Origin of the sequence: Paenibacillus cellulositrophicus (genome assembly GCF_009363095.1) — a bacterium.
In the GTDB taxonomy this organism is placed as follows: Bacteria; Bacillota; Bacilli; order Paenibacillales; family Paenibacillaceae; genus Paenibacillus_AQ; species Paenibacillus_AQ favisporus.
Genome location: NZ_CP045295.1, coordinates 5,630,982 through 5,651,206, shown reverse-complemented (window position 1 = coordinate 5,651,206; position 20,225 = coordinate 5,630,982). Strand labels below are relative to the sequence as shown.

General features: G+C 54.7%; 12 protein-coding genes. 1 reads left to right on the top strand and 11 read right to left on the bottom strand.

The annotated features are described in order from the left end of the window. Position 1 precedes the first annotated feature (1 nt). The 3 genes from GCU45_RS25805 to GCU45_RS25795 form a co-directional block, all read right to left on the bottom strand. Positions 2-961 carry a carbohydrate ABC transporter permease gene (locus GCU45_RS25805; protein WP_152401539.1) on the bottom strand — a complete coding sequence of 320 codons (960 nt, stop codon included), beginning with the start codon at positions 959-961 and terminating at the stop codon, positions 2-4. Positions 962-973: 12 nt separating this feature from the next. After that, positions 974-3,856, bottom strand: a complete 2,883-nt coding sequence (locus GCU45_RS25800) for an extracellular solute-binding protein (RefSeq protein ID WP_152401537.1) — start codon at positions 3,854-3,856, stop codon at positions 974-976. 94 nt (positions 3,857-3,950) lie between these two features. Beyond that, the gene (locus GCU45_RS25795) at positions 3,951-5,345 is read right to left on the bottom strand and encodes an ABC transporter substrate-binding protein (protein WP_152401536.1); all 1,395 of its coding nucleotides are present in this window, start codon (positions 5,343-5,345) and stop codon (positions 3,951-3,953) included. Positions 5,346-5,630: 285 nt separating this feature from the next. Here GCU45_RS25795 and GCU45_RS25790 point away from each other — a divergent pair, with 285 nt between their 5' ends. Then, the gene (locus GCU45_RS25790) at positions 5,631-6,392 is read left to right on the top strand and encodes a helix-turn-helix domain-containing protein (protein WP_152403334.1); all 762 of its coding nucleotides are present in this window, start codon (positions 5,631-5,633) and stop codon (positions 6,390-6,392) included. A 127-nt stretch (positions 6,393-6,519) separates the two neighbouring features. On the opposite strand, the gene GCU45_RS25785 is transcribed toward GCU45_RS25790, so the two are convergent. From GCU45_RS25785 to GCU45_RS25750, 8 genes are all read right to left on the bottom strand, one after another. Next, the gene (locus tag GCU45_RS25785; RefSeq protein WP_152401534.1) at positions 6,520-9,255 is read right to left on the bottom strand and encodes an endo-1,4-beta-xylanase; all 2,736 of its coding nucleotides are present in this window, start codon (positions 9,253-9,255) and stop codon (positions 6,520-6,522) included. A 99-nt stretch (positions 9,256-9,354) separates the two neighbouring features. Then, complete coding sequence (locus tag GCU45_RS25780; protein ID WP_152401532.1) at positions 9,355-10,254, bottom strand: ABC transporter ATP-binding protein; 900 nt, start codon at positions 10,252-10,254, stop codon at positions 9,355-9,357. Between the two features lie 3 nt (positions 10,255-10,257). Further along, complete coding sequence (locus GCU45_RS25775; protein WP_244364269.1) at positions 10,258-13,140, bottom strand: ABC transporter permease; 2,883 nt, start codon at positions 13,138-13,140, stop codon at positions 10,258-10,260. A 43-nt stretch (positions 13,141-13,183) separates the two neighbouring features. Beyond that, a complete protein-coding gene (locus GCU45_RS25770; protein ID WP_152401528.1) occupies positions 13,184-14,251 on the bottom strand; it encodes an efflux RND transporter periplasmic adaptor subunit in 1,068 nt (355 codons plus the stop codon). Further along, entirely contained in the window at positions 14,205-14,936 is a 732-nt protein-coding gene (locus GCU45_RS25765; RefSeq protein WP_152401527.1) for an ABC transporter ATP-binding protein, read from the bottom strand. The genes GCU45_RS25770 and GCU45_RS25765 overlap by 47 nt, the downstream gene beginning before the upstream one ends. 336 nt (positions 14,937-15,272) lie before the next feature. Next, entirely contained in the window at positions 15,273-16,733 is a 1,461-nt protein-coding gene (locus GCU45_RS25760; RefSeq protein ID WP_152401525.1) for a glycoside hydrolase family 43 protein, read from the bottom strand. Between the two features lie 104 nt (positions 16,734-16,837). Further along, the gene (locus GCU45_RS25755) at positions 16,838-18,469 is read right to left on the bottom strand and encodes a response regulator transcription factor (protein ID WP_152401522.1); all 1,632 of its coding nucleotides are present in this window, start codon (positions 18,467-18,469) and stop codon (positions 16,838-16,840) included. Next, positions 18,447-20,210, bottom strand: a complete 1,764-nt coding sequence (locus tag GCU45_RS25750; protein ID WP_244364263.1) for a sensor histidine kinase — start codon at positions 20,208-20,210, stop codon at positions 18,447-18,449. Before GCU45_RS25750 ends, GCU45_RS25755 begins: the two co-directional genes overlap by 23 nt. Positions 20,211-20,225: the final 15 nt, after the last annotated feature.

Sequence of the window (20,225 nt, the reverse complement as noted above, 5' to 3'; positions counted from 1 at the left end):
ATCACTCCCCTACCTTTCTGAGCAATCGCTGCGTCAATTTGTTGGCACCGAGCATCATGGCGAACAGCACCGTCGCAATCGCGGACGCATACCCCATTTCAAAGCGGATCGTTCCGTAATCCATCAAGTGCGTGACGATCGTATGTCCCGCGTAGTTGACGCTGGGAAAACCGGCGAGCGCCACCGAGATATCGGCCACCGCAAACGAGCTGGTGATCTGCATAACCGCGCCGAACATCAACTGCGGCCTCATGGACGGCAGCGTAATGAACCATAGCTCCTGCCAGCGGTTGCGGATGCCGTCGATCGCTCCTGCTTCAATCAGGGACTTGTCGATCGTCTGCAGGCCCGCAATAAAAGCCAGGAAGCTGGTGCCCAGGCTGAGCCACAGCTGGACGATCATGATGATCGGCAAAATGTACTTCTCGTTCGTCAGCCATTGAATCGGTTCCAGCATAAAGCCGAATTTAATTAAAAAGCCGTTCAAATAGCCGTATCTGTCGCCTGAAAAAATAATGAGCCAAATAAAGAAAACGTTGCCGGAAATCGATGGCGCATAGAAAACAAGCGTCATCAACGCGCGGACCTTCGGGGACAGCTCATTGATAATCCATGCAAACAGAAAGCAGGCAATGTAGCTGATTGGTCCGCAAATGACCGCAAACAGCAGCGTATTTTTCAAAGCGATCATAAAGACGTCATCATTCAAAAACAATCTGGAGTAGTTCTGCCACCCGACAAACCGGGGGAATTCCAGCATATTGAAATAAAAGAAGCTCAGAACGATCGAGAAAACGACCGGAACCACCGTAAAGGCAAAAAAGATCAGCATGTACGGACTCATCAGGATGTAATAATGCTTGTTTTTCTTCAGCTCTCTCCAAACGTTGGCCAGCCGCGACTGCTTTTTCGGCTGCACGAGGCTCGAAACGGCGGGCGGGCTGGTTGTTTCGGCTTGCATCCGATTCCCCCCTTACTGTTCAGGTAAATTGAATTCCTTCCGCTTGACCGCAATTTCGTCATTGATGTACAAGAGATAATCCGACAAAGCCTCGCGGGGATTCTCGCTGGCGTTGACGACTTTGCGGAATGCGTTGTCCAGATGCCGGCCGGTAAAATAGCCGCCCGGAACCTGCGGGATCCCCCGGACCCATTTCCACTGATTCTCCAAATTACGATAGTCTTTAACCGGCCAAGGCAGCTCCTCGAGCGCCTCGACGTTAGCTGTCGGATAACGGGCAGCCTCGCCCATCAGCCCTTCCATCTCGCGGCCGTATGCGATTTGGGTATCCTTATCCGTCCACCATTTCATGAACTCCCAAGCCGCCTCTTGATCCCGTGCGCCCTCTAGCATCATCACGCCGGTCGTGTGGCTCGCCACTTCATGATGGATCGTGCCGTTCTTCTCCGTGCCGGGTACCATGGTAAATTCCCAGAGCCCCTTGATTTCCGGCGCGAGGACGGTCAGCATGTTGTACGTCGTATAATCCGCGATGCCGATCGGCATTTCGCCGGTCCGGAACCGGTTCGGAAAGTCGGCCAGCAGCGGGAACTTGTAGCTCGTATAGAACTGCGTCCATTTCTTGAAGGCATCCATGGAGATTTCGGAATCCAGCGCGCTCTTTCTGCCCCCGTTCCGGTAGAATTCGCCGCCGTTCTGGTACAGCAGCATGGAGAACGTCGGGTTCGGCACCAGGCTCGCGTTGGCGGCCTCGATCGGCAGATAAAATTCCATGTTGTGCTTCTGCAGAACCGAAATCATGTTGTAAATATCCTGCCACGTTTGGGGCGGCTCCAGGTTAAGCTCCTTCAGGATATCCTTGCGGTAAAAGAGCATCGGGAACGACTGCTGCTCCGGCAGCGCGTAGACGCCCCCGTCATATTCGTAAGGCACCAATCCGCTGTCGCGAAAGCGGGATGCGACTTCGTTATAATCGGCAAATTTCGACAAATCGGCAGCCGCCCCCCGCATGGCATAGTTCACGGGCACGTCTTCGCCGATCTGCATGGCCACGTCCGGCCCTTCCCCGGCGAGCGTCGCGGGCAGAAGGATGTTGGCGGGTACGAGCTTCAGATTGACCGAAATGTCCGATTTCGGGGTAAACGAATCATCGATCAGGTTTTTCAACACCTGCGCCTGATCCCGTCCCGTCGTAATCCAAACCGTCGTCGACCGCTTCTGCTTGCCGGTATTGCCGATGCTGTCGTAATCTTCGGTATAAGAAGCGGTGAGCGACCCGGCTTCATGCTTCACCACTTGCAGAAACGACGCGTCCGCTCTCGGCAGCTTATGATCCGGCGAGGAAACGACCAGATAATCCAGCGTAAGCGGCTGTTCCCGGACGGTCAGAATCCATGTACCCAAGCCGCCGACGTTGGTCTTGAAGGCCTCCAAACGGTTCGCAACCGTATCCGGCCGTTTGGCCATCTCTTGGAGCTGCTTGACCATCGTGTGCAAAATGGCCACCTTGTCGCTCTGCTCGCCTGTCGTTTGTTCCAGGTAATCGGCCACGCTCTGGATCGTTTCGGCTTGTTTGCGGAATACCTCCGCCATTTCCGGGATCCGCTTCTCCAATTGGTAGTCCCGGTACGGATCGGGCGAATTGGACGTGATCATCAAAATTTTGCGGTACATTTCGTTCAGCTGCAGCACGCTTGACTCGATCGTCTGGATCAGCGGGGCCAGCTCGCCAAGGGAAACCGTCATGCGAATCCGGTGCTTGCCTTGGGTCAAATGAAACAGGTACGGCTCATCCTCTCCCAAGACGTACATGCTCCAGTCCCTGCCGAATTCAAAAGGAATCCGCTTCATCTCCTTGAACGGAACCTTTCCGTCAATCGTCAGGCTTCGCGTGGCGAAGACGCCGCGCAGCTGATCCTGCTTCTCTTTTAAAGCGATCTGGTACAAGCCGTCCTCCTGCGCTTCGAATTCCCACTCGATCCATTGTCCGGGCAGCTTCCAGTTCAGCCCTCCGATCGTGTTGATCCGAATTTTGGACACATCGTATGGAATAACCGTCGGGCTCGATCTGTCAGAAACCGGGTACAAGGTCGGAGAGGACTTATACACCGCATCCTCTGCCTGAATCAGGGTGTATTGGTCTTTGACCGGCTGCAGCCCTTCGGTTGAATAATCGCTCTTGATTTCTGCGTATGTCTTTAATGCTTCTTCCTGGTACAGCTCGATATAATCGATGGCCATAGGCTCACGCAATGCCGTCAAGGTCACGCTTTGATTGCCTTTGTCAAAATAGAACAAATAGGGTTCGTCATAATAACCGCTGCGGTCGGTGACGGATTCGAGCTGCCAGATCGGCTTCTCTACCTGACTCGGACGCAGATCGTTCCCTCTGTCATCGCGACCGATCTTGTCGTCCCGGTTGCCCCAGACCCGGTCAAACGTAACCAGGTCGGCGCCCTTAAAGGGCAGCTGTTGATTGATCGTCAATCCGCGTTCGATCGCGGAACTTTTGCCTTCAACCGGCAAATACCGGATTCGGATGTTGTACAGGCCCGCTTGTTCGATGGGCACGTTCCAGCTGATGGAACCCGACTCCGGCGTGAGGACGGCGGTTTCCCCTGACGGATGGACAACCTCGAATCCCGGCCCGTCGGTTTGGGTAAAGCTCTCGCCCTCGACCCGGATAACCTGATCCGGGCGCTTAGCATCCGAATGGGCTTTCACATATGCATCGTAGCCGCCGTCATCTCCGCCCGATCCCGTAACAGCCGCAAAATCGGCCATGGCTTGAACGCTCCGCACTTCGGATGAACCGGAAGGGTAGAATGCCCAAATGGACACCAGTATGGCAAGGACGAGCAGGACAGCGACGTAGCTCTTCTTTCGGTTGTTCACGCTTCTCCCTCCTGAAGCAAGAGACATGTCATGTCAATAACAGTCCCCGTTAGAAAAAAATTTCTAATAGGGACTGCTGCTTCAACATGTGAAATTATTTCGATCCGTAGACCTCATTAATGGCTGCCTGGAACGGCGCTTTGTACTTTTCCACCACAGTAGACACCGAGGTTCCACTGGTGATTTCGCCGAGGAAATCATAGAACTTCAAGTTCGGGAATGTGAAGTGGTCGAGGACAATCAAATTGGCGGCGACTTCCTTCGCATTGTTAATGTCGTTTTCGTCCGTAAACGAGGTCTCATAGGAAGCCTGGTCCGGATAGTCATACATCGAATCGATGTCGTTGATTTTCTCCCAAATATAGAGCAGCTTATCCGGATCCTTTACAGCCTTAGGAATGAACAAGGATTGATAGAGGCCTTCGTAAGAGTGGTACGAGCTTGCACTTGGCCCTTTAGGGAATGGCACAAATCCGATATCCGCGTCAGGCATATCCTTCTTGAAACCGCTAAGTTCGTAGAGCGCTCCCGTGTACATCAATGTGTTGCCTTGGCGGAAAAATTGGCCCGGCTCCGTCCAGTCGCCGCCTTCCGTTGGTCTGGCCACTTTTTCGGTCGCAATCTTGGAAATAAAATTAAGCGCTTCGGTCGTTTTCGGATCTTCCAGGTTTTGCTTGTTATCCTTCGTCAAGCTCGTTTCGTTGGAAGCAAGCGCAAATTCGAGCGGCGCCGGGTTAGCGAGCCCCCAAGAGTCAAGCTTGCCGTCATTGTTCGTATCCTTGTTGGCTTCTTTGGCCACTTGCAAAAACGTATCCCAATTCCAGCTGTCTTCATTGACATAATCTTGAAGCGACTTCAAGCCAAGCTTGCTCATGAGCGTCCGGTTGTAAAAAATACCCATGACATTGTTGCCCTGCCCTTCCGAAAAACCGTAACCCCTACCGTTATATTGCATGTATTGATTGGTCACACTTTGGTTAAAGGCTACCGGATTTTTCGTATACTCATCGATGGGCCACAACAAGTCCTGTTTCACAAGTGCCGGAATCGTGTAGGTTTTGCCCAATCTGACGATGTCGCCAAGCGGTTCGCCGGCCAACAGGGAAGCCGTCACTTTTTGCTGGTATTCGCCGTAATCGATCGCGACGTATTCCATTTTGAAATTATGCTTCTTCTCCAGCTCCTCCAGATTTTTTTTGCGCTGGATGTTATCCGGGTTATCCTCCGGAATCGTCATATCCCACCACGATACGACCTTGATCGTTCTTCCGCCCATGTCGAAATCCATGTCAGGCGTCTTGTACGTTTGCTCCGCATCCTTCTCTTCCGCACCTTTATTGTCGGTGTTGGTTGCAGCAGTCTCGGTACCCGTCTCCGTATTCGTCTCCGCCGTACCGGCGCTTGACCCACTTTTGGAGCCGCCGCTGCTGCACGCCGAAAGCACAAGTAACAGTGTGCAGAGCAGCAGCATCATTTTTCCCATACGCATTCCTCTAATCCCCCCGTTAAAGTGATTTGCATCCCAATTACATTCAAAGTGTAGCGCTTACATTGAAAGAGCAACAACCTGTGGTAAGTTAGATATTCTACCCGTCAAAATATAGGTTGCTTGTAACCCCTTACATTACAAATGGCCAATAAGTAAACAATGGATAGCAATATAAAGAAAAGCACATTGTTTGGGTATCGGGTTCTTTTTCATAATGAGAGATAAGCAGCTTCACCGGAGCCAATGATTTACGAAAAAGAAACAGGGGGGAATATCGTGTATAAGATGCTGCTTGTTGATCCCGATCATCATGCGAAGGAATGGATAAAGCGTATGCTGGACAGACACCAAGCGGAATTTGAATTGGAGTGCCATGCCGCTGCAGCTGCCGAGGCGATGTCGATGCTATCCGCCAAGGATCATCAGCTGGTGCTGATCAGCATGAGAGCCTCGGAGGAAGAAGGACTTCAGCTCTGTGGCCGTATCCGGGAGAAAAGCCGTGTCCCGATCGTTCTGATCGGCGGGCGCAATGAGTTTCAGCTTGCCCGGAAGGCTTTGTATTATCAGGTGAACGACTACCTGCCCGACCCCGTAACGCCGGAGGAATTCGCGGCTAGCCTGAAGACCGTGAAGCGGGAGATGGACGAAGCGCCGTATTCCGGTCATCAACCGGTCCCATGGGTAGGATCCGTTCAGGGAGCTGCCTCCGCCATCTCTTCGGCCGGTATCATCGACAAGGTGAAGGCGTATGTGGAAGAGGCCCTGCATCAGAACATCACGCTGAAGGAAATCTCCCATATTTTTCATTTCAACTATTCTTACCTCGGCCAGAAATTCAAAGTTGAAGAGAAGATGACCTTCAAGGAATATCTGCTTCAGCAGCGCATGGAGAAGGCAAAATTCCTGCTGGAGAATACCGATATGAAGGTGTATGAAATCGCTAATGAAGTCGGTTATACCGAGATGGACTGGTTCTATAAGAAGTTCAAAACGTATACTGGTGTAAGCGCTAACAAATATAGAAAGACCCTGATCATAACAGCGTGATTTAAGCGTATTTCGGCGTACATGGCGTATATTCGATGAAGCCTGACCACCTGCTCCCTAAAACCAAAGGCCGCTTCCCGGTTGTTTATCCGGGAGCGGCCTTTATTCGTTCCCCCACTCACTGGGGTTATTCCAATGTTAACAGTCCGATGTTAGACAGGTTTTGCCACGTTCTGTCCGACGTATCATTCCAGATCGCCACGCTGTCGCGAACCCCGTCGTCGTTTCCGTCATTATTGACCTGCACGTCAAACCCGATGAGGCTGCCCGCCTTTGGAGGTGTTCCGAGCCAATCGACAGCGGCCTCAATGATGTAGCCGGTCGGGGTCCGCTTCGCGGCGGATGTCAAATTGGCGCCGAGCGATCCGGGGCTGACCGACGGCTCGTTATCGAAGTTCACACGATACTGCCCGTCGTCGCTGTCATAAGAAGCGGCTCGTGCGTTGTTCTGATCGATGAAAATTTCAACCGAATCCTGCTCCCACGCATTGGCGCTCCGCTTGGTCACCAGAGAGTCGGTCACCTCGGCCAGCACGTACAGACGGTGATCGTCCCAAAGCGTTCGAACTTTGGCCGTTGAGCCCGAAGATCCGCTGACCCAGCGGTCGGTTACGATCTGCTCGGCCTTGTTCCAAATGTCATCGATGTCTCCGTCGATGACCGCCGTTCCTTTTACAGCTTTGGCGGTTCGCGGACCTTCCACCATCGTCAATACGCCAAACCCGGACGTATCCGTATCCTGCCTGTGATGAATATCGTTCCAGGACGCCAGCTCTTCCGCTGAACCAGACCGGTCGCGAATACGGACGTCAAAGCCGATTTCCTTTCCGGTTTGCGCACCGTCGACCGGGATCGAGGCTTCGATCCGGTATCCCTTCTCCGTTTTCACCACGTTATACTCGGCCGGTTTATGCGGATTCGCGCCGCTGCGCCGAAACGTATACTTTTTGTCGTCCGCTTCATAAGCATTCGTTTTGCCGTTATTGCCGTCAATGTACACTTCGACGGAATCATTGCCGTTGACTGTGGCATCATCGACATCGACCCATAGGTATAGATGTCCTGCGCCCCATAATGTCTTATATGTCGCTGCCGCTTTGCCGCCTGTCTGGATCGGTACCGCCTGCGCCACATTCCATACCGCTTCCGCCTGGCCGTCAATCTTCACGCTGGCCTCCAGAGCTTTCGTGCGCTTCGTTTCAACCGGAACCTTCGCCGGATCGACGAGCGCCCAGTATGCGTATTTGGCTTGCAGCCGTTCATCGAACAGCAGCGGCCAATTGTTGCGAACGACCGGGAACGTGCGCAGCCAGGTGTTCAGGTCATCCTTGCCCCAGAATATGACGGCACTGAGCTGATCCGAATGCTTCCTGAATACGTCGAAGATCTCTCTGTAGCGGTTAGCCTGCTTGATTTGCAGCTCGGCTGGGAACGTCTCATAGGCCTCCGTGTCATTCGTATAGATGCTCATGTCCAGTTCGGTGATTTGCTGATCGATGTCTAGATCCCGGAACGCCTGAATCATATCATCCAATTCCTGCACCCGGGGATATTCGATCCCGATATGCGTCTGGTGGCCGACTCCGTCAACCGGAATCCCCTTGGCTTTCAGACGCTTAATCAGATCATGCAGAAATTGCCGTTTCACGGGATCATTCGTGTTGTAATCGTTGATGAACAGCTTGGCGTCCGGATCGGCTTCATGTGCATAAATGAACGCCTTCTCAATGAATTCCTCGCCTGCAATTTGATACCATAAGCTGTTGCGGAGGCCCCCCGGTTTCTGATCGCCGGGCTCAATGACCTCGTTTACAACGTCCCAAGCGTAAATTTTCCCCTTGTACCGGCCGACGACGGTATCGATATGCTTTTTCATCCGCGCATATAGAAGCTCCTTGCTGGCGAGGTTGCCGTCACTGTCGTAAAACACCCATTTCGGCGTCTGAGAATGCCAGATGAGCGTGTGGCCCCGCATGGCGATCCCGTTTTCCGTGGCAAAGCTTACAATTTTATCGGCTGCCGTAAAATTGAATTGACCCTCCGCGGGCTCGGTGGCGTCCCATTTCAGCTCGTTGCCGGCCGTCAGGCTGTTGAAATGCTTCCGGACCAGCTCCGCATCAGGGCTGTTCGGATTCTGGATTTCATTGACCAGCACAGCCGTCCCCAGCTTGAATTGGCCGGCAAACACGTCCTTCAGGCTCGGAATGTCCTTCTGAATCTCGATCGGAACCGGATCCGGAGCGCGCTCAATCACGACATCGTCCACGTAAAAATCAAGCGTCGGAACATCGAAGGATTCGATATAAACGGCTAGGCTTTCAATCGGGTGTTGCAAGGTATATTCTCCGCTGAGCTTGACCCATCCGCTGTCGCTCGCCTGGACCGATTTGACGAGTTCATAGGCATTGGCGCCATCCGTCGTGCGTTGGACCACAATCGATACCGGCGAGCTTGCCGTGCCGGCAGGCAGCTTGACCCAAGCCGATAAATGGTACGTCTTTCCCGTTTCCATGATTGGGGTCACGTCGAGCTGCGGGCCGTTCCAGCCCTGGGTTCTACCGGTGACCTGCATGCCGTAAGATCCCGTATGGGCTGCATTCGGGGAAACCGTCAGGACTTCGTTGCCGCCCCGCCCGTACCAGCCTTGAAGCGTCCCGTCCTCAAAATCTTTTGAGATGCTTACCGGAACGCTTGCTGCCGCATCGCTCGTTCCGGCTGTTCCCATGCGGCCTTCAGATAGCGGGCCGGCCGACTCCTGCTCCGCACTGGCCAGACCCGGGCGTGTGCCGAGCGATAAAGGGGCCAATACGAGAACAAGCGCGAGCATCAGCAGTATGGAACGTTTGATTCGATGTTTCTTCATGAATCCACCTCTCCTCATGTCATCTATTCCATTAAAACGCCTCATTACGGCATTCCATGGCCATGTAATGGATCGCTTCATTCCATAAATAAAACCAGGTTAAGTTGAGACCGTCTGCCTTTCGTTTGCCGGGTACAGAACGATACACCCGTCTTCAAGCTCGACACGCACCTTGTTGCTGTCCTTGAAGCTCCCCGTGTCGAGGTAACCGGCAGGAATTTGCAGCCGGCCAGCCTTGTCGAGCACTGCATACTCGATATGGCTCTCGGCTTCCCGCCGGGCGGTGTCGGCGTCCATTTGCGTCAGCACATCGGAATAAGAGATCCTGCGGATCATCTCGGCCGATGTCTTGCCGTCGCGGATCTGAACAACCCGGTCGACCTTGCGGGCCAACTCCGGATCATGAGTCACGATCACTATCGTAATGCCGATGGCCCGATTCAACGTCCGGAACAAATCGAGGACCTGATTCGACGTGCCCGTATCGAGCGATCCGGTTGGCTCATCGGCCAGCAGCAGCCGCGGTTCGTTCGCCAGCGCGATGGCGATAGCCACCCGCTGCTGCTCACCGCCGGACAATTCGCTGAGCTTGTTCTTCACCCTGTGGCTCAAGCCGACCGCTTCCAGGAGCTCGAGCGCGCGGGCCCGGCGTCTTCGGCCCCGTAGGAGAATCGGCAGCTCGACATTTTCGATCGCGGTCAAATAGGGAATCAGGTTGCGCGCGTTATTTTGCCAGACGAACCCGACCGACTCCCGTTTATATTGCACCAGGTCGCGCTCGCTGAACGCGAGCAGGTCCTTGCCGTCTACGAACAGCTTGCCGGCCGATGGTTTGTCGAGGCCGCCCAGCATGTTGAGCAGCGTCGATTTGCCGCTGCCGGAATTGCCGATGATCGCCATGAATTCACCGTTCTCCACCTGAAGGTCCAGGCCCTGAAGGGCGACGACTTCCAAATCCGCCGTTTTATAGATTTTGACGAGCCCTTCGCATTGAATCATGAGCTATTCCTCCCCGAGCTTCAGCGCCTGCGCGATGCGGATTCGTGTCAGCCGGTACCCCAGAATGAGCAGCCCGGTCGCCAGCGTGAATCCGATAATGCCGTACAGCTGCAAATAATCGCTGAGTTGATAGGTAATCGTGAATGGAGGGACTTGTTCTTTGGACGCAAACGACATTTCGAACAGCGGCACGAATTTCATGCTCGTGACGTTGCCGATGAACACGCCGATGAGGACCGCGGCCCCCGACGTGAGCAGCTGTTCGCTGACGAGCATGCCGATCATTTGCGGGAAAGAGATGCCCATGGCCCGCAGAACCCCGTATTGAAGCGTCCGGCCGGATAAGGTCAGCACCCAGAACAGCAGGAACCCGATGAAGCTGACCAGCATTGAAATGGAAAAACCGAGCGTCATCACGCCGTTCATCGCCAACCGGAAAGGATCATTTCTGGACTGGACCAACTCCTGCGTCGCGTCCCGCAGGCTCGTCACCTGCAGCTTCTTCTCCTGCAGCTCCCTGTAGATTTGTTCGCTGTTCGTACCGTCCGCCAGCTTCAGCCACACCTCATATGGCTCGACAGCCAGCCTGTTCTGAATCGTGCCCAGATGTCCGACAACGAGATGCGGCTGCTCGGGTTTTCCGCTTCCCTGATCGGACGGCAGCGGGCTCCAGCTGGGCCAATAATCGATGATACCGTACACGGTGAACGTCGCCCCGTCCAGGCTGTCCCAGTAAACCCGGATCGGATCGCCGGGCTTCAACTTCGCATCCTCCGCGAGCGACCGCGAAATGAGCACGGCCTCCGGATTCGGGGCGATCAGATTCAGGTAGCTGTTGATCGGATACTGCAGCAGCCCCTCCTTCATCCAAGCGGTACTGCCGAAATCCTTCGTGTCGATGCCAAAGAGAGCCGTTTTGCCGGACTTTTCATTGCCGACGGCACTGAACCTGGCCTCCTGCTTCTTGAACACCTTTGCTGTCGCTTGCACACCGTCCAGTTCCTCAAAGGGCTCGAAGGGCGGCTCTGTATACTGAACCCGTTTCTGCACGGTTGTCGTTGCCGGCTCAGACGGAGGCTGCCCTCCCGCCCCCGGGGATACGGGTGGAGGCGCATCGCTTTCCCACTTCGTCGTCAGCGCAATGTCCGTGCCGACCGCATACCGAACCTTGCTGTCCATGTTGTCGTTGATCGTCCTGGCCGCATTCGCGCTGAACAGACCCGTCGCCACCGTCATGATCAGGAACACCTGAATGGTCAAATACTGCCCGGACGAGCGGCTGATCTGAACGAGCGTATGATACAACGCAGGCGGCCATCCGTTTCGGCCCAGCCAATAAACGAGCCGGACGAACCAGGGGTATACCCGCAGCACCAGCAGGCCGCCTCCAAGCGCGAAAAGAGCCGGGGTCAGGAACAGGAGCGGATCAACCTGCAGGTCGGCAGATCCCAGCGCAAGCCTCCGCAGATCCTCCTGGCGCTGGTTGAAATTGTACAGCAGGTAAGCTGCTAGGCAGATAAGAACAAGATCCAAACCTGTCCTGTGCCAGATCGACAGCCGGGTGAGGCGCGCCGTCTGCTGCTTGTGGCTTACGATGCTGACCCGCGTTGCGAGGAAGGCCGGAATGAGGATCAGGATGACCGCTCCCGCCACAGCGGCTGCAGCCACTTGATAGGCGCTGCTCGTCATGCTGACCTTCAGCGCGGAGCGCTGCACGAACTCCAGAAACCCATTGGAGGCGCCAAGCAGTTTGGTAAACCATACGCCGAGAAACGGCCCGGCCGCCAGCGCGCTCAGCCCGAGCAGCAGGCTCTCCAGCAGGTAGGCAGCCATGATCTGCAGCCGGCTTGCTCCCCGGCTGCGGAGCACGGAAATTTCCGTCTTCTGCCGGTCAATGATCAGATTGGCGGTCATATATAAATAGAATGCCAGCATCAGCATGACAGGGGTATACAGCGAAAGCGTCACCGTATCGAGCTTCTCCTGTTTGCCCTGGTACGAGGCGATGGTCGGGCTCGCCGGAATTTTGATTTCGGCTACCCCAAGCTTGCCTTTAAAATAACGCCGGACCTCCCGGTCCGCCTGGGTGAACGCATCGACCTTGCCCAGCGACAGCTGTTCGTAATTGAGCGCGAGCCGCCATTCCATGCTGGAGACCCTGGCTTTGCCGCCCTGAGTAAATTCTCGCTCGAACTGCTGGAATGGGATCAGGAATCCATCCTCGTTCTCCGTGGTCAGAAACGGCAAATACCGGTCCGCCTCCGGATTCGTCTCTACGATGCCGACCGGGATGACCCGAAAGCGGGTACTTCCGCCATCCTGCGGCTCTACGGTCAGTTCTTCATCAAGCTTCCGCTTGGTCGCCAGCTGAAACTTCTGCGTGACCAGTGCCTCGATGATCCCGTCCGAACGATCCGCAGGCATCCGCCCCTCGATCAGCCGGACCCGTTTCTCCAGATCAGACAGCGACATAAAGCTTCCTAACGTCTTTTGCGATTGCTTCTCTTGAGCCGAAGCATCGGCGCCGTATACCTTCATCTTCGGCGTGAACCGCTGCTGATAGAACGACAGTGCTTCCAGCCCCATGCGCTCCGGAATCGTCTTCACGAACCGGTCGGCGCTTCCGATGGCTTCCTTCGTCTTTGCATCCATGGATGATGCCGAGACCGTCGTGCTTATTCGGAGAAAGCCCGGATACACGCCGTTCCCGGTCTGCACGGACTGCAGCTCCTTCAGTAATGTCCGCTGCAAAATGGCCTGCGAGTAGAGCGGCATGGAGCTGAACAGGGCCACGCATACGGTAAGGCCGATCCACAAATTCAGCTGCAGCCACTTGTTGTTGGCCATCTTGCGCAGGATCATCGTCCACAAAGCCAATACATACACCCCATCCCTAAATGCCCGGTCGGCCCGGGCCATAGCTCTTCGGTTAATTGTTCAGAATGACCTTCTGGCCTTCCTCAAGTCCTTTGACAATCTCGACTTCCGTCGGCGTCGTCAATCCGATCTCGATGTCAACCTCCTTGCGGCGTTCTCCTTCGGCGATTTGAACATAGGAACGCCCCATATAGGAGCGGATTGCCGAGCGGGGTACAATGATGGCGTTATCCCGCTTCTGAAGCTCGATCGTCAGCTCGGCGCTGTCGCCGACCTTGACGTCTCCCGGAGCGTTGTCCATGCTCATGAAGATCGTAACCCCGTTCTTCTCGGCCTTCGAACTGTCGGCGGCTGCCGGCAAATCCGAAGGGGCTTGAAGGACCTTTCCCTTATAGTCCTTGCCTTTATACTTGAGACTCACAGGCATGCCGGCTTTGACCGGATTCAGATCCTTGCTGTCCGCTGCAACATAAGTCAGCTGCACTTTGGACGGGTCGGAGACCGTGACGATCGCTTGATAAGCGTTCACGTTGTCTCCCGCATTCAGCTTCTCGACAAACGTCACCGTTCCCGAAACGGGAGCGTACAAGCGTGATTGGCCAAGCTTGGCCTTCATCTCCTGCAGCGACATCCGCTCGCGCTCCAGGTCGATTTCCTTGAGCCGCAGGTCTACGGCGCCTGCGCCGGCATCGCGTGCCTGTTTGTACAGCAGCTGTGCGCGCTCTACATTCAGCTGCTGCAGACGCACCTGAAAATCGAGGTCCCCCGTCTCCAGCTCGGCCAGCAAATCGCCCGCCTTCACCTCCTGGCCCACTGTCACCGGAATCGATTTGAGCCTTCCGCCCATCTCCTTGAAGGACAGCGCTTCGGATTGGGCCGACACAAAATAAGCCGTTCCCTTCAGGAAGGTCTGAATCTTCCCGCGGCTGGCCTGCACGAGGTTAAACTGTTCTTTGGCCGGCTCGACCAAGGGCGGCTGCAGCGTTTCCGGTTCGACCGGAAGGAGCGAACAGCCCGAGAGCAGCATCAGCGTCGTCAGAAGCGCGGCTATTCGCCGCAGACGCCGGTCTATTTTAGATAAGGGGAGATTCGTTCGTTGTCTGCGATACAATATTTCCATCCTCCAATGCGATAACGTGATCGACAAGCTCCATCATCCCGGGGTCATGCGTCGTGAGAACGACCGTCATCCCCGATTCTTTCACCAGCTCGCGAAAAATGCGGACGACCTGCAGCCCCATCCGGCTGTCCAGTTCGGCGGTCGGCTCATCCGCAATCAACAGCTCAGGCTGGTGCACGATGGCGCGGGCAATGGCTACGCGCTGCTGCTCGCCGCCCGACAGTTCGGACGGCCGATGCTTCATCCGCTCCCGCATGCCGACGCGGTCAAGCGCATGCTCCACCACCTCCCGATTACCCTTCAGTCCCGCGATACGCAGCCCGAATTCAACATTTTCGTAAGCCGACATCAGCGGAATCAAGCCATACGACTGGAATACGAGGCCGATCTCCTTGCGCCGGATCTGGCTGCGTTCGGAGCCGGATAAACCGGTGATTTCCCTCCCTTTGAAATACACCTGCCCCTCCGTCGGATCGTCTAATGCGCTGAGAATGTTCAATAGCGTGGTCTTTCCGGAACCCGAGCGCCCTCTCAGAGCCACGATCGTTCCAGGCGGAATGTTCAGATGGATATTTTCCAAAGCGGTAACGGAGGTATTCCCCCTGCCAAAAATCCGTGTGATTCCGCTTGCCTGCAGAATCGGTCCGCCGCCTGTATCCTTCGTCTCTGTTTCCTTACCGGTCATTGCACTCGCCCCTTTGTTCTGACCCGATTCGCCTTCACCAACCTCATTGTAGCGCTTCCATTCAGGGGGAAGTACCCGCCAGTTCCCGTTCGTTTACCTGAGAAAATGTAGATATGTGCAGGCTGCAAGTTCTGCGGCTGCGTGTATGCAATAAGAAAAACGTCTATCGACGTACTCTCAAAGGAGACAGACCGCGTTTAGATGTTGTTTTTCTTGCGATATCAGGAAGGTCTCGCTTCGAATTTTATACTTTCTGATATCTTAAAAAATGCCGCCCGATGAAACGGACGGCATTTCTTACAACGACCTTACTCTCACATATTCATTACCGGCGCATTATCGAAATTGCCAATAGTCGATCTGGAACAGCTCGATATCCGGCTTCCCTTTGAAGATCAGGAACAAATCATGCACGCCCTCCGCACCGCTGACGGGCGCCGCCATTTCGCTCCACTGTCCGCCGGTCGAAGACACTTGAAGCGTACCGATCGATTTGCCTTCAGGGCTGTCCAGGCGGAGCTCGATGACTCCCCCATCATTCGCGCACGATACAGACGCTGAAAACGCTGAGGCCCCGGCGCCGAAATCAACGCCGGACACGGCGGTCCAGTCCCCATGATGAATGTCCGTTAAAACCATGAGGTCTTCGCCCTGTTCCAGTCCATCCGTCTGAAGCTTACGCACATTCACGCCTGCGCACCAAGCGATCGTCTCCGCTCCAACGCGGTCATATGGATTCAGCGGCTTGATCTGCTCAACGCCGGCCATGTCCGCTTCAATGGATTGGATCGCACCATCTTCGTCCAAGATCACCCGGTTAAGGTGGGTCGACCGATACCCCTTCACCACGCCCATGGCCTTCGACAAGGTCTGGGCGTGATAAGCGATATACCAATCCCCATGAAACTGGAACATGGCATGGTGGTTGTTGCCGCTGACACCGAAAAAATGGCCGGGATTTTTAAGGATCGACCCCTGGTACGTCCATGGCCCCATTGGACCGGTGCTGGTCATATAGGCAATCTCCCCTGCCGGAGGACTTCCCTCCGGCCGAACGCCATTGTAGAAGTTGGAGCAATACGAATAGTAATATTGGCCGCCTGCCTTATGAATGCCGGCATCCTCGAACATAAACGGAGCCGGGATCGGCTCGGCTTCGCCGATCACGCTGATCATATCGTCACCCAGCCGCATCATCCGAGCGGTCCCGGGATTCTCATCCTGGCCTTCCGGAACGCCCCCGCCAAAGTAAATATAGCCTTTGCCGTCATCGTCCACCAGCACGGCCGGATCGAAGAGCCATACGACGCCTGGAACGCCCGGCGTGTCCCTTGCGATAAGCGGCCTGCCGATCGGATCGATCCATGGGCCGGTCGGACTGTCGCTCGTCAGCACACCGATGCCGCTGGCGTTGTTGGCAAAGTACAGGAAGAAGCGGTCTTTGCCGTCTATTCTTTTGTGAGCCGCCGCAGGGGCCCAGGATTGCGTCGCCCATTTGGCTGCTCCATCCGGACCTGCCACTTGAATGGTGCCATGGTCCGTCCAGTTCGCCAGATCATCCGAGGAAATTACCGATATGCGGTTGATGGAGCTATAGCTGTTGTCCTTGACCGCTCCTTGCTCGTCATACTCTAATACATCGTCTGTATTGTAGAGGTATACGCGCCCGTCGAACACCAGTACATAGGGGTCTGCTCCAAATTTATGGGCGACAAGCGGATTTCCGTTTCGCGGCAGCTTGCCGATCGGTGCATGAACGAGTTCATTCATTTTTGTGTCAACTCCCGTATTCAGCATTTTTTGTATAACCAAACTCTCTTAAAAAGAGTAAGGCTTGCGTTCAGCGGTAACAACCTGTCTGATCCGTCCGGATCACCCGCCAAACTCTAGTTTCCAGAGGTTCAATTCAAAGAAAGTGTATCCCGGTATTCCTGCGGCGTGAGCCCCGCTGCTTTTTTGAAAAAACGGGTGAACGAATGGGCCGCCTCGTAACCGACGGATAACCCCACCTCGCGCACTTTCAAATCGTTGTCCCGCAGCATCTCCTTGGCTTTCTTCACCCGGCACTTGTCGATAAAATCGGATAAGTTGATTCCTTTCTCCTGCTTGAAGAACCGCGACAAATACGAGGGATTGAAATAATGGATTTCCGCTAGGCGCACCAGGGACAAATCCTCACTCAAGTGCTCTTCGATGTACTGGCAGATCCGGTCGACAATCAGCGAGGCCCTGTCCCTCTCCTGCGTTTGTTTGCTTAGGAAAATGGATTCCGCGACGCGTTTCAAATAGCCGAAGGCCTCCTCCATTGAGGGATGATCGTTCAGCCGCATCAATTTTCCGGTATCACCGATATGCCCGTGCATTCCCATACGGCCTATGCAGGAATGCAGCATCAGCGCAATCGTATAATACGTCTCGATCGTTAACTGAACCTTACAGCTCATCTGCAGTGCACTGGCCGTCACCTCCTCAAGCGCTTGGATATATTCATCGTGTCTCCCCGACTCCAGATATGCCCTCAGCACCTCCGCTGTCTGACTGTCCGCAAAGCTCGCTTTGCAGTCCATTCCATCGAGCGGCTCGAAGCCGTCGCGTACAATGATGGCTCCCCCGCTGCCGCTCCTTAACTGCTGCAGCTCCCGCAGCCTTTCGTATTGGCGCGTCAAGCTTTCCCACCTGCATGCTTCGCTGCTCAGCGCCAACCCGATGCTCAATCCAAGAGAACCGATGCAGGATTCCTGAACCAGCTCCAATGTCCCCTCCACGAACCGGATGAAATGGCTGTCGGTCCCGCCATCGGCCAGTTCAGACGGTTGCAGAAACCAAAAGGCGTCGCCATGCTTGTCGGTGATTCCCATACTCCGGGCCCTGCCCGAAAAGTAGTTATCCCATATCCTTCTGACAGACGACAGGATTTCGCATCTTTCGCTATACGTCCTGCCCTCCGGATACGAGATGCGGCCAAGGACCAGCACGACAGGCTGGGCGGGATCGAGGCCGATGTCCAGCTTGCTGAATTCGCGAGCCAGCATGTCTGTATCCTCATCCAATACACGGCTGTTCTGGAGAAGGTGCCTCATATAGTCACCCTGCGCCATGAATTGGAACGCCAGCATCTGCTCACGGGACTGTTCCAGCAGCAGACTGTCGTGATGCGCGCGTTCTATTTCGTCCAAGACAACCTGCACGGTGTCGGTCACCTTGGCGTACCCTTCCGTCTTCAGCACATAACGGGCATTTGTCATTTGGATCGCGCGGTACGCATATTCGAATTCACTGTGGCCGGTCAAGAACACGACTCTGCATCTGGGCCAGTACTTCCGGATTTCCTCGGATAATTCCAGCCCGCTCATGCCGGGCATGGCTATATCGGTCAAGACGATGTCGATTCTCGTGCGCGACATCCAATCCAGCGCTTCCTTGGCGGAATAGGCTTTGCACACATCGAGCCGCTCCGGTTGATAGCGGTTGAACACTTCATACAGTCCATCCGTAATGATATCTTCATCGTCAACGATTAGCAGTCTGTACATCCCCGTTCTCCTCCCTGATCTTGATACGAATGGCGGCCTGAAGCCCGCCCAGACTGCTTCTGGACAAGAACAGTCCGCTGCCTTCGCCGTAAGTAAGCAGGATCCGCCGATGGATGTTGATCATCCCGGTCATTTCGTGGGATTCGGCAGGACCTGCTACCCGATACCGGAGGGCTTCGAGCCCGACATCGTCGATGCTGTTCCCGTTATCCTCCACCTTAATGACGCATTCGGAGCCGGTTTGCTCAAACGTAACGCGGAGAAACCCTTCGTTCGGCATGCTCTCCAGACTGTGCTCATAGGCGTTCTCGATCAACGGTTGGACGATCAACCTCGGCACCTTGATGCGCTGCATGTCCACAGGCAATTCGTCGAACTGGACACGGATGCGCCGGGAGAAGCGGAGCTGCTGGATTTCCGTGTACATTCTCGCATGCTTGATTTCTTCCGACAGCGTGGCGTGGTCCTCGCCGTTGCGGGCGATGAACCGGTAATACTCGCCGAGCATGATCGTAAACAGCTCGATCCTGTCCGTATCGCCCGTCTTGGCCAGCGAGTTCAGGATAAAGAAGCTGTTATACAGGAAATGCGGTTTAATTTGCGACTGCAGCTGCTTCAGTTCCGCCTTCTGCATCATCAATTTCTGTTTGAAATCTTGATCGATCAACGTTTGCAGCTTGACGAGCATCTGATTAAACCGGTCATACAAATAGCCGAACTCATCCTTCTGCTCATGCTGGATCGGAATATCAAGGGTCCCGCCTTCCATCCTGCGAAAGCTTTGGACGAGCGAGAGCAGCGGACGATGAACGTAACGGTAAGTGGAATAGGCATATACGATAATGGCAAAAACCGAAGTTACCGCAAACACCCATGCCCACAGGTTGAATTTGATCAGCGGTCTCTTGACCGTTCCCTCCGGTAAGTACGAAACGAGCGAGAGGGCCAGCTTGTCGGAATTGGCGATATTGAAATGGTACTCCCTTCTCCCGATATCGAGCAGCATCGTACTGTCGTCCACGCCCTTGGCCGCCTTTATAAAATCCTCCAGCAGTTCTGGCGGCGTGCCGGTGCTGGACAATGTGAATCCAGCTTCCCTAGCGATTAGAATCGAGCCGCTTCCGGGATACACGCCGAGCGGTTTCAATGAGTCCTTCAGCTTGTCGTTATCCAATTCGATTTGAACGAGATACAGCGGATCCTTCACATTGGTCCCGCCAAACTTCGAGGCGGTAAGCTGAAGCGAATCCCCCTGCCGCATCAGCCGGGCGCCGCTTCGTTCTCCGATGGAGCGTATTTCATCATATCTTTGCTGGTCCAGCGTACGGACGGCATTGCTGGCCGAAATCGTTTTGCCGATCGAATGAATATGGACATATATATCTTTAATGTACGGGCTGCTGTTTTTTATGGAAGTCAGACGGTGGAGCAAGTAATTTACGCTGGACCTTTTCTCGGCGCTGTCCATCATCCCCCAGGTGACGGCAATTTTATGGAGCTCGCTTTCCTGCAAAATGTCGAACTGCTGAATTTCAAGCCATTCGATTTCCCGATTCAGCCCCTCGAGATAGGACGATAACTGCGCCAGTGAATTTCTTGATATTTCTTCGCTTGCGTTGGTATAGCTCCAATTGTACAGGTATACGCCGAGCAGAATAATCGGGAGGATCACCACCAGATACATCAGAACGAGCCTGGCCAGGATGGTATGACGCAATGAATTCACAGGAATCCTAATCAAAACAACGCCTCCGAT

Coding starts and splice junctions, on each gene's coding strand:
- GCU45_RS25805 (WP_152401539.1), bottom strand. CDS start 961: ATGCAAGCCGAAACAACCAGCCCGCCCGCCGTTTCGAGCCTCGTGCAG.
- GCU45_RS25795 (WP_152401536.1), bottom strand. CDS start 5,345: ATGCGTATGGGAAAAATGATGCTGCTGCTCTGCACACTGTTACTTGTG.
- GCU45_RS25790 (WP_152403334.1), top strand. CDS start 5,631: ATGCTGCTTGTTGATCCCGATCATCATGCGAAGGAATGGATAAAGCGT.
- GCU45_RS25785 (WP_152401534.1), bottom strand. CDS start 9,255: ATGAAGAAACATCGAATCAAACGTTCCATACTGCTGATGCTCGCGCTT.
- GCU45_RS25780 (WP_152401532.1), bottom strand. CDS start 10,254: ATGATTCAATGCGAAGGGCTCGTCAAAATCTATAAAACGGCGGATTTG.
- GCU45_RS25770 (WP_152401528.1), bottom strand. CDS start 14,251: ATGGAAATATTGTATCGCAGACAACGAACGAATCTCCCCTTATCTAAA.
- GCU45_RS25765 (WP_152401527.1), bottom strand. CDS start 14,936: ATGACCGGTAAGGAAACAGAGACGAAGGATACAGGCGGCGGACCGATT.
- GCU45_RS25760 (WP_152401525.1), bottom strand. CDS start 16,733: ATGCTGAATACGGGAGTTGACACAAAAATGAATGAACTCGTTCATGCA.
- GCU45_RS25755 (WP_152401522.1), bottom strand. CDS start 18,469: ATGTACAGACTGCTAATCGTTGACGATGAAGATATCATTACGGATGGA.